The sequence below is a fragment of the Pseudomonas sp. A genome, assembly GCF_056270345.1.
Map to the genome: position 1 here is coordinate 3,538,725 of NZ_CM149873.1, position 12,252 is coordinate 3,550,976.

Annotated in this window: 12 protein-coding genes and 1 pseudogene; 11 read left to right on the plus strand and 2 right to left on the minus strand. The window is 67.7% G+C overall.

Annotated elements, in window-relative coordinates:
- Positions 1 to 20 precede the first annotated feature (20 nt).
- The 5 genes from AC0MAZ_RS15790 to AC0MAZ_RS15810 all read left to right on the plus strand — a co-directional run bounded on the left by AC0MAZ_RS15790 (position 21) and on the right by AC0MAZ_RS15810 (position 5,136).
- Positions 21 to 1,142 carry a muconate cycloisomerase family protein gene (locus AC0MAZ_RS15790; RefSeq protein ID WP_475858453.1) on the plus strand — a complete coding sequence of 374 codons (1,122 nt, stop codon included), beginning with the start codon at positions 21 to 23 and terminating at the stop codon, positions 1,140 to 1,142.
- A gap of 144 nt (positions 1,143 to 1,286) precedes the next feature.
- The gene (gene catC, locus AC0MAZ_RS15795) at positions 1,287 to 1,577 is read left to right on the plus strand and encodes a muconolactone Delta-isomerase (protein WP_203646744.1); all 291 of its coding nucleotides are present in this window, start codon (positions 1,287 to 1,289) and stop codon (positions 1,575 to 1,577) included.
- Between the two features lie 35 nt (positions 1,578 to 1,612).
- Positions 1,613 to 2,527 (plus strand): catechol 1,2-dioxygenase, encoded by a 915-nt coding sequence (gene catA / locus AC0MAZ_RS15800; protein WP_475858455.1) that lies wholly within the window; start codon positions 1,613 to 1,615, stop codon positions 2,525 to 2,527.
- Between the two features lie 224 nt (positions 2,528 to 2,751).
- Positions 2,752 to 4,002 (plus strand): OprD family porin, encoded by a 1,251-nt coding sequence (locus AC0MAZ_RS15805; RefSeq protein ID WP_475858456.1) that lies wholly within the window; start codon positions 2,752 to 2,754, stop codon positions 4,000 to 4,002.
- A gap of 75 nt (positions 4,003 to 4,077) precedes the next feature.
- Positions 4,078 to 5,136 (plus strand): metal-dependent hydrolase, encoded by a 1,059-nt coding sequence (locus AC0MAZ_RS15810; protein WP_203646740.1) that lies wholly within the window; start codon positions 4,078 to 4,080, stop codon positions 5,134 to 5,136.
- 68 nt (positions 5,137 to 5,204) lie between these two features.
- Here AC0MAZ_RS15810 and AC0MAZ_RS15815 read toward each other — a convergent pair whose 3' ends face one another.
- Together AC0MAZ_RS15815 and AC0MAZ_RS15820 are read right to left on the minus strand one after the other, a co-directional pair.
- The gene (locus AC0MAZ_RS15815) at positions 5,205 to 5,387 is read right to left on the minus strand and encodes a hypothetical protein (protein ID WP_475861442.1); all 183 of its coding nucleotides are present in this window, start codon (positions 5,385 to 5,387) and stop codon (positions 5,205 to 5,207) included.
- Positions 5,388 to 5,489: 102 nt separating this feature from the next.
- Positions 5,490 to 5,834 (minus strand): hypothetical protein, encoded by a 345-nt coding sequence (locus AC0MAZ_RS15820; protein WP_186735574.1) that lies wholly within the window; start codon positions 5,832 to 5,834, stop codon positions 5,490 to 5,492.
- 164 nt (positions 5,835 to 5,998) lie between these two features.
- On the opposite strand from AC0MAZ_RS15820, the gene AC0MAZ_RS15825 reads away from it, so the two are divergent.
- From AC0MAZ_RS15825 to AC0MAZ_RS15850, 6 genes and pseudogenes are all read left to right on the plus strand, one after another.
- Positions 5,999 to 6,820: a shikimate 5-dehydrogenase gene (locus AC0MAZ_RS15825; protein ID WP_475858457.1), complete on the plus strand. Its 822-nt coding sequence runs from the start codon at positions 5,999 to 6,001 to the stop codon at positions 6,818 to 6,820.
- 69 nt (positions 6,821 to 6,889) lie between these two features.
- Positions 6,890 to 6,964, plus strand: a pseudogene (locus AC0MAZ_RS15830) (DUF3077 domain-containing protein); the annotation flags it as partial.
- A 360-nt stretch (positions 6,965 to 7,324) separates the two neighbouring features.
- Positions 7,325 to 9,304, plus strand: a complete 1,980-nt coding sequence (locus AC0MAZ_RS15835) for a YncE family protein (RefSeq protein ID WP_475858458.1) — start codon at positions 7,325 to 7,327, stop codon at positions 9,302 to 9,304.
- Positions 9,301 to 9,954 (plus strand): SCO family protein, encoded by a 654-nt coding sequence (locus AC0MAZ_RS15840; RefSeq protein WP_203646734.1) that lies wholly within the window; start codon positions 9,301 to 9,303, stop codon positions 9,952 to 9,954. Before AC0MAZ_RS15835 ends, AC0MAZ_RS15840 begins: the two co-directional genes overlap by 4 nt.
- Positions 9,951 to 10,607, plus strand: a complete 657-nt coding sequence (locus tag AC0MAZ_RS15845) for an SCO family protein (RefSeq protein ID WP_203646732.1) — start codon at positions 9,951 to 9,953, stop codon at positions 10,605 to 10,607. Before AC0MAZ_RS15840 ends, AC0MAZ_RS15845 begins: the two co-directional genes overlap by 4 nt.
- Before the next feature lie 152 nt (positions 10,608 to 10,759).
- A complete protein-coding gene (locus AC0MAZ_RS15850; RefSeq protein WP_475858460.1) occupies positions 10,760 to 12,250 on the plus strand; it encodes a cytochrome c/ABC transporter substrate-binding protein in 1,491 nt (496 codons plus the stop codon).
- The last annotated feature ends 2 nt before the right edge of the window (positions 12,251 to 12,252 follow it).

Below are 12,252 nucleotides of genomic sequence, written 5' to 3' on the forward strand. Positions count from 1 at the left end.
CTGACTGAACTGGAGCCTGCATGACACGCCCGACCATCGACCGGCTGGAGACGCTCATCGTCGACCTGCCGACCATCCGCCCGCACAAGCTGGCCATGCACACGATGCAGCGCCAGACCCTGGTGATCCTGCGCCTGCGTTGCAGCGACGGCGTCGAGGGCATCGGCGAGGCCACCACCATCGGCGGCCTGGCCTATGGCTACGAAAGCCCCGAGGGCATCAAGGCCAATATCGACGCGCACCTGGCGCCGGCACTGATCGGCCTGCCCGCAGGCAACATCAACGCCGCCATGCTCAGGCTGGACACGCAGGCCAAGGGCAATACCTTCGCCAAGTCGGCGATCGAGACGGCCTTGCTCGACGCCCAGGGCAAGCGCCTGGGGCTGCCGGTCAGCGAGCTGCTCGGCGGGCGGGTACGCGACAGCCTGGAGGTGGCCTGGACCCTGGCCAGCGGTGACACCGCCCGGGATATCGCCGAGGCCGAGCACCTGCTGGAGATCCGCCGTCACCGGCTGTTCAAGCTGAAGATCGGCGCCAACCCGCTGGAGCAGGACCTCAGGCACGTGCTGGCGATCAAGCGCGAACTGGGTGAGCGCGCCAGTGTGCGGGTCGACGTCAACCAGTACTGGGATGAGTCCCAGGCCATCCGCGCCTGCCAGGTGCTGGGCGACAACGGCGTCGACCTGGTCGAGCAGCCGATCTCGCGCATCAACCGTGGCGGCCAGGTCCGCCTCAACCAGCGCAGCACGGCACCGATCATGGCCGACGAGTCCATCGAAAGCGTGGAAGACGCCTTCAGCCTGGCCGCCGAGGGCGCGGCAAGCGTCTTCGCCCTGAAGATCGCCAAGAACGGCGGCCCCCGCGCCGTGCTGCGCACCGCGCAGATCGCCGAGGCCGCCGGCATCGCGCTGTATGGCGGGACCATGCTCGAAGGGGCGGTGGGCACCCTGGCCTCGGCCCATGCCTTCCTCACCCTGCGCCAGCTGACCTGGGGCACCGAGCTGTTCGGCCCGTTGCTGCTGACCGAGGACGTCGTCTGCGAGGGGCCGGTCTACCGCGATTTCCACCTGCACGTTCCGGCCACCCCCGGCTTGGGCCTGACCCTGGACGAGGCGCGGTTGTCGCGCTTCGCCCGCCGCTGAAGAAACACCCAGTCCTGTAGGAGCGGCTTCAGCCGCGAAGCAGGCGACACGGTGGATGGCACCGGCTGCGCCGGTGTTCGCGGCTGAAGCCGCTCCCACAGGGTCCCTGCCTGAATGATTCCGTCATACGTAAGGAGAGACGCCATGCTGTTCCACGTGAAGATGACCGTGAAACTGCCGGTCGACATGGACCCGGCCAAGGCCGCGCAACTGAAGGCCGATGAAAAGGAACTGGCCCAGCGCCTGCAGCGCGAGGGCACCTGGCGCCACCTGTGGCGCATCGCCGGCCACTACGCCAACTACAGCGTGTTCGACGTGCCCAGCGTCGAGGCGCTGCACGACACCCTGCTGCAACTGCCGCTGTTCCCCTACATGGACATCGAGGTCGCCGGCCTGTGCCGCCACCCCTCGTCGATCCATGCCGACGACCGCTGACCCCACACGACAAGAACAACACGAGGTACCTGATCATGACCGTGAAGATTTCCCATACCCCTGAGGTGCAGCAGTTCTTCGAAGAGGCCGCGGGCCTGCACAACGACAACGGCAGTCCGCGCCTCAAGCGTATCGTCCAGCGGGTGCTGCAGGACGCCGCGCGCCTGATCGAAGACCTGGAGATCAGCGAGGACGAGTTCTGGCACGCCGTCGATTACCTCAACCGCCTCGGCGGACGCGGCGAGGCCGGTTTGCTGGTGGCCGGGTTGGGCCTGGAGCACTTCCTCGACCTGCTGCAGGACGCCAAGGATGCCCAGGCCGGCCTGGGTGGCGGCACCCCACGCACCATCGAAGGCCCGCTGTATGTGGCGGGCGCGCCGATCACCGAGGGCGAGGCGCGCATGGACGATGGCAGCGAGGAGGGCGTGGCCACGGTGATGTTCCTCGAGGGGCAGGTGTTCGGCCCGCAGGGCCAGCCACTGGCCGGCGCCACGGTCGATCTGTGGCACGCCAACACCCGGGGCACCTACTCGTTCTTCGACCAGAGCCAGTCCGCCTACAACCTGCGTCGACGCATCGTTACCGACGCCCAGGGCCGCTACCGCGCCCGTTCGATCGTGCCGTCGGGCTACGGTTGCGACCCGCAGGGGCCGACCCAGGAGTGCCTGGACCTGCTCGGCCGCCACGGCCAGCGCCCGGCGCACATTCACTTCTTCATCTCGGCACCGGGCTACCGCCACCTGACCACCCAGATCAACCTCGCCGGCGACCGCTACCTGTGGGACGACTTCGCCTATGCCACCCGTGAAGGGCTGGTGGGCGAGGTGGTGTTGCGCGACGACGGGCAGGGGCGGGTTGCCGAACTGACCTTCGACTTCCAGCTGCAGCAGGCGCAGGACAGCGAGGCCGAGCAACGCAGCGCAAGGCCACGGGCCTTGCAGCAGGCCTGAGGGTGTCATCCGCCCCATTGATCTGACGCAACCTCTGTAGGAGCGGCTTTAGCCGCGATCACCCGCGAAGCGGGTGCCAAATACCGCGATGCCTGCATCGCGGCTAAAGCCGCTCCTACAGCTCCTGTGTTGTCCCGTTTTGCCATGCCCAGGAGGAGGGCATACCAGAGTTAACCCCCGTTCCAGCACTTCATCACATAACAACAAGATCAGAGAGCTTCGGAATGAACCACACCCCTTGCGTCGTCCTGGGCCTGACCCTGCTCAGTCCCTCCCTGCTGGCCGCCGAAGGCGGCTTCCTCGAAGGCGCCAAAGCCAGCCTCGGCGCGCGCAACTACTATTTCAGCCGCGACTACGGCGACATCGTCGGCGCCAGCCGGCAGTCCCGGGCCGAGGAGTGGGCCCAGGGCTTCATCCTCGATTTCAAGTCCGGCTATACCCCCGGCACCGTCGGTTTTGGTGTGGACGCCCTGGGCCTGTTGGGCATCCGACTGGACAGCAGCCCCGATCGGGTCAACAGCGGGCTGCTGCCGGTGCACGGCGATGGCCGCGCCGCGGCCGAGTACAGCCGCCTGGCGCCGACCTTCAAGGCGCGCTGGTCGAAGAGCGAACTGCGCCTGGGCGAGCTGCAACCCAACCTGCCGGTCCTCACCTTCAGCGATATCCGCCTGCTGCCGCCGACCTACCAGGGCATCAGCCTCAGCTCCGCCGAACTGGAGGGCCTGACCGTGCAGGCCGGTCATCTGGGCAGCACGCACCTGCGCAACGAGGGTGGCGACGGCAGGATGAGCGCCATGCTCGGCCATGTGCCCATGCGCCAGGCACAGAGCGACGCCTTCGACTATGCGGGCGGCGACTACGGGTTCAATGCCGGGCAGAGCAGTGTCAGCCTGTGGTATGGGCAACTGCAGGACATCTACCGGCAGGGCTTTGTGGGTCTCAAGCACAGCAAGCCCGTGGGCGACTGGGTGCTCAGCGCCAACCTCGGCTACTTCAGCGCCCGCGAGGCGGGCGACGCGCGGCTGGGGCGGATCGACAACCAGGCGTTCTTCTCGCTGCTGACTGCCCGGCGTGGCGGGCACGGCTTTCATGTCGGCTACCAGGGCATCTACGGCGACAGCCCGTTTCCCCGGGTGTTCGCCAACATCTCGCCGCTGGGCAACGAGGTGCCGACCTACGAGTTCGCCTACACCGACGAGCGCTCCTGGCAGCTGCGTTACGACTACAACTTCGCCGCCCTGGGCATCCCCGGGTTGACCGCGACGGTGCGCTACATCACTGGCGACAATGTCGACACCGGGCAGGGCTTCGAAGGCCGGGATCGCGAGCGCGACATCGACCTGGGCTACGCGGTGCAGAGCGGGGTGTTCAAGGGGCTGGGGATCCGGGTGCGCAACGCCATTGCACGTTCGAACTATCGCAGCGACATCGACGAGAACCGCTTGATCCTGGTGTACACCTGGCAGCTGTTCTGACTGCCACGATGGCTATTTGCATATTCACTGGCGAAGCAGGTAGCTTGCGCAGGTCTCGCTCAGGAACCGTTCCCTTTGGACTCACTCACCCAAGCCGTACTCGGCGCCGCCCTGCAGGGCACCGTGCTGGGCCGCCTCCAGGGGCGCCGTGCGCTGCTCTACGGCGCCGCCCTTGGCACCGTGCCCGATCTGGATGTGGTGATCCGCTACGCCGATCCGGTGTCGCAGATGACCTTCCACCGTGGCTTTTCCCATTCGATCTTCGTCCTGACCGGCCTGGCCTTGCTGCTGGCCTGGCTGGTCGCCTGGCGCTGGCCGGACAAGGGCTACACCCGGCCCCGGCTGTTCCTGGCCTTCTGGCTGGCGCTGGTCACCCACCCGATTCTCGACGCGTTCACCGTCTACGGTACCCAGCTGTTCTGGCCCTTGCACCTGACGCCGGAAAGCTGGGCCGCGGTGTTCATCATCGACCCGGTATACACCGTGCCGTTGTTGCTGGCGGTCGGCTATGCGGCGGTCAAGGGCCTGAAGGGCAGGGCGACCGTGTTGCTGTCCCTGGCGCTGGCGTTCAGCACTGCATACCTGGGCTTCGGCCTGGCTGGGCGGATGGCTGCCGAGCAACGTTTCGCCATGGCCCTGCAAGCGCAAGGCGTCAGCAACAGCGAGGTCCGCGCGGTGCCCATCGCCTTCAACAGCCTGATCTGGCGAGTGCTGGCGAAAACCCCGGAGGGCGACTACTACGAGGGCGTGAGCAGCTGGTTTGATCGCGAGCCGCCCGAGATGCTGCGTCAGTCGCGCAACCTGGAGATGGCCGGGATACTGGCGGGAGCCGCGTTACACGAGCGGCTGCGCTGGTTCACCGATGACTGGTTGCGCTACGACATCATCGGCGACTCGCTGGTGGTCACCGACCTGCGCATGGGCATGCCTGGTAGCTACAGTTTCCGCTTCGAGATGGCCCGGCGTGACGCTGCCGGACAATGGGCGGTCTCCCAGCCCCGGGGCTGGATCGGTGGCGGAGCCGCGTCCCTGTTCGATGGCGGCAGGTTGGCCTTGATCTGGCGTCGCATCCTCGAGCAGCAACCGCCGCTGCCTTTGGCGGCATGGGCGACGCCGGGCTCCGGGCACTTGTGAGGCAAAAAAAGCCCGCCATGACGGCGGGCAACAAGAGGCGTAGGGAGCAACGCACAACAAATTCGGGGTCAGGCGGCGAACGTCTCGCCGAGCAGGTGGTCGGCCAGGGTCTCGGCCGAGCGGCGGCTGGTCAATGGGCCGCTGATGGTTTCACCGTTGCGCAACAGGTACCAGCAGGCCAGCAGGCCTTGTTGGCGCAGGCTGCTGGGTACCGCGCTGCCGACAACGGACATGATCTGGATCGGGGCCATGGTGTATCTCCTCTCGAACATGGCCCCACCTTACGCAGATGCCCTCAGGGTTTGAAATCAATGTCCTCGATAGTGGTCATTGCTTTTATCAACTATGCCCCCTTACCAGCGTGGCGGACCGTAGTACACCGGTGGCGGGCCGTAGTAGCGACGGTACACCGGTGGCGGCGGGGCGGGGACATAGCGCTCGACCACGTAGGGCTGGTAGTAGACCGGCGGCGGTGGCGCCTGCACGTAGACCGGTGGCGGCGGGTAGTAGGCCGGCTGGCGCTCGACATAGACGGTACGGTCGTGGCCGCCCGATACCGCCGCCCCGACCACCGCGCCCACTACCGCCGCGCCGATCACTGGCCCCGGGCCATACCAGCCGCCACCATGGGCCGATGCCTGCCCGCTGATGGCCAGCGCACCGACCAGCAGGGCGATTCCGGGGATGAAACGCTTCATGGCGAACACCTCGCAAGACAACCCCACGCACGGGGCCTGATAACTATGACCGCAGCCACGGTAAAGTGCGTGCCGGCAAAGGGTAAAGGTTGTGTAAGGGGCGATCGGCGGCAGGGTCTGGTACGCTGGAAAAATCGATTCAGCCACATGACAGAGGAACCGCGATGAGCCATTCTCCGAGCCGGGACACGGTGCTGTGCATCTCCCTGGCAGGGCGCCCCGGGACGTTCGGCGTGCGCTTTCACAACCACCTCTACCGCCAGCTCGGGCTGGATTACTACTACAAGGCCATGACCACCCGTGACCTGCCCGCCGCCGTGGCCGGCATCCGCGCCCTGGGCATCCGTGGCTGCGGCGTGTCGATGCCGTACAAGGAGGCGTGCCTGGCGCTGGTGGACGAGCTCGATCCGTCCGCCGCGGCCATCGCCTCGGTGAACACCCTGGTCAACACCGATGGCCATCTCAAGGCCTACAACACCGACTACCTGGCGGTGCGCCAACTGTTGGCCCGGCATGAGGTCGATCCGAGCACCGCGTTCGCCCTGCGCGGCAGCGGCGGCATGGCCAAGGCGGTGGCCAGTGCGCTGCGGGACGCAGGATTCCGTGAGGGCACCATCGTCGCCCGCAACGAGCAAGCCGGGCGGCAGTTGGCGGACACCTGCGGGTACCGCTGGTTGCCGGACCTGGGCGACCGGTGTCCGCCGATGCTGGTCAATGTCACGCCGATCGGCATGGCAGGAGGGCCTGAAGCCGAGCAGTTGGCGTTCAGCGAAACCGCCATCGCGGCGGCGCAGCAGGTATTCGACGTGGTGGCCATGCCCGTGCGCACGCCCTTGATCCGCGCCGCCGAGGCGCTGGGCAAACCGGTGATCACCGGGCTCGATGTCATCGCGTTGCAGGCGCTGGAGCAGTTCGTGCTGTATACCGGGGTGCGGCCGACGGCCGAGCAGGTGGCGGTGGCAGTGGCGCATGCCCGGGAGATCTGACCTGAAACCTTGCCCAGAAACATCAGACTTAATCGCTTTCTTCTGACCCTGGTCGGGGTGGTGGAGAGCGACCCACGCATGGTCTGGGCCGCTCACTATCTCAGTGCCCTGGCCAAGGCGTTGATGGACGATGCCGAACTGGGCCCGGCTTGTAATCGCCGGGGCTGCCTTGCAGCCCTTTCGCGGCACAAGGCCGCTCCTACAGGGGCGCGCTATCCTCTGTAGGAGCGGCCTTGTGCCGCGAAAGGGTCGCAAAGCGACCCCGGCAATCTTGAAAACCGCAAAAGCCTTGAAAAGCGGCGCAAAGCGCCCCCGTCTTTGGGGCAGCCTCCCCAATACTCTCCACTTGTTTCTCCAACACACTGATTCAAAACACTTTTATTGATGGCATAACGCTTGCTTCCACCCTCCACAGAACCCTTGAGCCCCGTGGAGGTGCAGCATGGTCATCCCGCTCGAAGGCGCTGCCCCGTGCGCGCCCACCCCTGCCAGCGGAGCGCAGGCATGAACCGCAAGCTGCGCCCAGCCTACCTGGGCCTGCTGCTGGGCACGGCGCTGATCGGCCTTGGCGTCGCCTACGAAAAGCTCTGGTGCGACCCCCGCGAGCTGCTGCAGGAAGCCGCCGACCCCCAAGCCCTGCATACCCTCAACCGCGATGGCGTGACCGTGGAGTTCGAGGCCCGCCCCCTGAGCGGGGGTGAGCTGCGCGAGGGGGATTTTGCCAACATCCGCTTCAAGGTCAGCGACCAGACCAGCGGCCAGCCCTTGTCGGGCATGGCCCCCGGTGCCTGGCTCGACCCCGCGCAATCGGCGCCTGTCGGCGATCGCGACAGCAGCTGCAAGGCGCGAGTGGCGTTGTTCCTCAAGAGCAGCATCGGCGCTCGTCCTTTGCTCGACCTGAACAGCTACTTCCTGCTGGTGCTGAACAAGGACGCGAGCCTGACCGTGATCGACCCGACCGTGTCGGTGGGCGGGGTCACCAGCACCCTGGCGCGCATCGACCTGCCGGGGCGGCCCATGGACTGGGTGGCCACCGGCGATGACAAGCAGGTGTTCGTGTCCATGCCCGAACGCAACCAGGTGGCGCTGATCGACACCGAGACCTTCACCCGCGTGGCCACCCTGGAGGCCGGCGAGCAGCCGCTGCGGGTGGCGCTGCAACCCGACCAGCGCCTGCTGTGGGTGGGCAACAACAGCCAGGACCCGGCCAAGGGCGGGGTAACGGTGATCGACGTGCCCAGCCGCACCAAGCTCAAGTCGTTCGTCACCGGCTCCGGCCACCACGAGATCGCCTTCAGCGCCGATTCGCGCTTCGCCTTCGTCAGCAACCGTGACGGCGGCACCCTGAGCGTCATCGACACCGCCCAGATGCGTCTGGTGAAGACCCTCGAAGTCGGCCCGCATCCGCTGTCGGTGGCGTACTCGCCCTTGTCGCAGGCGGTGTATGTGGTCGATGGCCAGGAGGGCTCGGTGCGGGTGATCGATGCGCGCAGCCATAGCCTGCGCCACACGGTCAAGGCCGAGCAGGGCCAGGGGCCGATGCGCTTCAGCCACGATGGCCGCTACGGCGTGGTGCTCAATACCCTGGAGAACCAGGCGTTGGTGATAGATGCCAGTACCGACCAGCTGATCCACCGCATCCCGGTGGCCGCCGAGCCTTACCAGCTGACCTTTACCAAGGCCTACGCCTACGTGCGCGGCCTGGCCTCACCGAAGGTGAGCATGATCAACCTGGCAAGCCTCGGGCAGGGGCGCACGCCGATCGTCCAGGGCTTCGAGGCCGGCCCGGCGGCGCCGCGCCAGGCCGGCGACCTGCCGCTGGCCCAGGGGGTGAGCATCTCCCGCGACGACAACTCGGTGTTCGTGGTCAACCCGGTGGACAACACCACCTACTTCTACGCCGAGGGCATGAACGCACCGATGTCGGGCTACAACAACCGCGGCCACCAGGCCCGCGCCGCGCTGGTCGTCGATCGCAGCCTGCGCGAGGTGGCGCCGGGGGTGTATGGCTCGACGGTCAAGCTGCCGGCGGCCGGCACCTTCGACGTGGCGTTCCTGCTCAACCAGCCGCAGATCATCCACTGCTTCAGCACCGAGGTCGCGGCGCTGCCGCAGTCGAGCCTGCGCAAGCGGGCCCATGCCGAGTTCATCGGCACCGCCCGGCCGTTGCAGCAGCACGCGCCCTACATGGCCCAGGTACGCATCCTCGGCGAGGACGGCAGGCCGCGCCAGGGGCTCGATGACCTGAGCCTGCGCTACTTCCTGGCGCCTTCGTCGCTGCCGCGTGACGTGGCGCTGGTCGAGGTGGGCGACGGGCTCTACCAGGCACCGCTGGAGCTGGCCGAGGCCGGCGCCTGGTACCTGCACGTGCAGTCGCCCAGCCTCGGGCGCGCCTTCACCGAAGACAACTACACCAGCCTGCGCGTCCTGCCGGCCGCAGCAAAGCCCAGTACTTCCCAAGGGGAAGCCAGGAGTGTGCGATGACGCGTCTGCATGGCGGAAAACTGCTGGGCCTGAGCCTGCTGCTGGCCAGCAACCTGGCCCTGGCCCACGCCGGTCACGATCACGGCGGCCAGCCCGAGCAACCCCCGGCCGCACGCCAGGAGAAAGCCAGCGTGCGCTTCGCCGACGTGGCGCTGCTGGACCAGGACGGCATGCCTGTGCGTCTGGAGCAAGACCTGGTGGGCGATCACCTGGTGGTCATGGGCTTCATCTACACCAGCTGTACCACGGTGTGCCCGGTGGTCTCGTCGATCATGAGCAAGGTCCAGCAGCAGCTGGGCGGGCGGGTGGGCGAGGAGATCCGCCTGGTATCGATCAGCGTCGACCCGCAGCGCGACGACTCGAAACGCCTGGCCGGGTACGCCCGGGCGTTCCAGCACGGGCCGGGGTGGAGCTGGCTGACCGGTTCGCCCTACGCCATCAGCGAGACGCTCAAGGGGCTGGGCAGCTTCAGCGCCAACCTCAGCGAGCACCCGCCGCTGATTCTGGTTGGGGACGGCCGCAGCGGACACTGGACGCGCTACTACGGTTTCACCGACCCCAACGTGCTGATCGGCGAGATCAACCGCCTGAGCGCGCGCCGGGTGCACGCCAAGAGCACGGCCATCGCCGGCCAGGAGGTGCGGCCATGAGCGCGCAGACCTCCCGCCATGCCGGCATGCGCAGCCTCGACTGGCTGGTGCTCGGCGGCTGCCTGTGGATCCTCGCTTCGGTCGCGTTCGCCCACGAGGGCCACGCGCCGGCACCGCAACCCGCGCCGCAGCCCATGGTCAGCGGCGGCGGTACCCGCGATGCGCAGACCTGGTTCACCGACACCGTGCTCAAGGACCAGGACGGCCGCGAACTGCGCTTCTACAGCGATGTGCTCAAGGACAAGGTGGTGATGCTCAACGTGATCTTCACCCACTGCAACGATGCCTGCCCGCTGATCACCCGCAAATTGCGCGAGGTGCGCGAAGCCATGGGCGCCGAGCTTGCGGCGCAGGTGACCTTCGTCTCGGTGAGCAGCGATCCGCTGAACGACACGCCCGAGGTGCTCAAGGCGTTTGCCCGCAAGCAAGGGGTGGACGGGCCGAACTGGCTGTTCCTGACCGGCGACAAGGCCAGCGTCGACCTGGTGCTCGGGCGCCTGGGGCAGTTCCTGCCCAGCCCCGAGCAGCATTCGACGCAGTTGATCGCCGGCGACGTGGCAGGCAAGCGCTGGAGCAAGATCCGTCCGGACGCGCCACCGGCGGCGATCGCTCAGCGCATGCAACTGCTGGCCCAGCCGCTGGCGGGGCGGTGAACATCATGAAGCCCTGGGCAATCGGGCGGTACGGCCCCTGTGGGAGCGGGTTTACCCGCGAATGCGTCAGTGAGCCCAGTGCAGCATTCGCGGGTAAACCCGCTCCCACAGGAGGCGCTGCAGGCATCAGAAATGGCCTGCCCCTGTACCTGATGTTGATCCTGATGATGTGCAACACCTCGCACGCACTGGATCTGACGGCCCAGGAGCAAGCGGGCAAACGCCTCTACCGCGAAGGCCTCTCCAGCAGCGACGCCCAGTTGCTGGCCCGGGTCGGCCCCGCTGACATGAGCGTGCCGGCCAGCGTGCTGCCCTGCGCCAGTTGCCACGGCAACGACGGGCGCGGCCGCAGTGAGGGCGGGGTGCGACCGCCGAGCCTGGACTGGCAGCGCCTGGCCCTCGGCCCAGGCGATCGCGAGGTCAACAACCGACGCTACCCGGCCTATACCGAAGCCAGCCTGGCGCGGGTTGTGCGCAGCGGCGTCGATCCCGCCGGCAACCACCTGGACCCGGCCATGCCACGCTTCGAGCTGAGCCTGGCCGACCAGCGCAACCTGGCGGCCTACCTCAAGCGCCTGGGCGAAGACCGCGACCCGGGCGTGGAGGAGGGCACCCTGCGCCTCGGTACCTTGCTGCCCGAACAGGGCCCGCTGGCCGAGGCCGGGCGAACGGTGCGGGCGGTGCTGGAGGATGGTGTCGCTCAGCTGAACCAGGCGGGGGGCATCCATGGCCGTCGACTGCAGCTGATCGCGCTGGACCCTGGGCCGGATCCGGCCAGTACCGCACAGGCGCTGGACCAGCTGATCCAGCGCGAGCAGGTTTTCGCCCTGATCGCGCCCGTGGCACCACTGCTCGACAGTCGCCAGCTGGAACAGGCGAGCCTGCCGCTGATCGGCGCCACGCCGCGCAGTGGCGGCAGCGCGCAGGTGTTCGACCCTTTGCCGGGCGTGCCCGAGCAATTGCTCAGCGTGGCCTTGCATGCCCGCGACAGCCTTGGCCTGGCAGCCGATGCCGTGCAGGTGATCTACGCCGGTGACGACCAGGCCGAGGCGGCGCAGGTTGTACAGCAGCGCTTGCGCCAGTTGGGCTTTACCGGCGTATCCGCGCAAGCGTTCACCGGCCAGGCACTGGCGGGCGAGGGCATCATCTTCCTGGGGCGCGCCCAGGCGTTTGCCGAGCTGGCCGCCAGCCTGCAGGCCGCCGGCCGCAACCCATACCTGCTGGCCGCGTCGAGCCAGGTGGCCGGTGCCGTGCCGGGGCTGGCACCGGCCTGGTCGCGACGCGTGCTGCTGGCCTATCCGTTCGTGCCTGGCGACTGGACCGCGAGGGGCCGGGCTACCCTGGCCGGCGTGCAGCAGCGCCAGGGCCTGGAATCGCGCCAGGCGTCGTTGCAGGTCAGCACGCTGTGTGCCTGGCAGTTGCTGGTCGAAGCCCTGAAACAGGTGGGGCGCGACGCCAGCCGTGAACAACTGCTCGGCGCCCTGGAACAGTTGCATGACGTCGAGACCGGGCTGACGCCGTTGCTGGGCTTCGGCCCTGGGCGCCGCCAGGGCATGGCCGGCGCCCACGTGGTGGTGGTGAGCCTGCCGGGGCCGGGCTATGTCGAGGTGGCGCCGTATCGTCCGGTACCGGACTCACCATGACC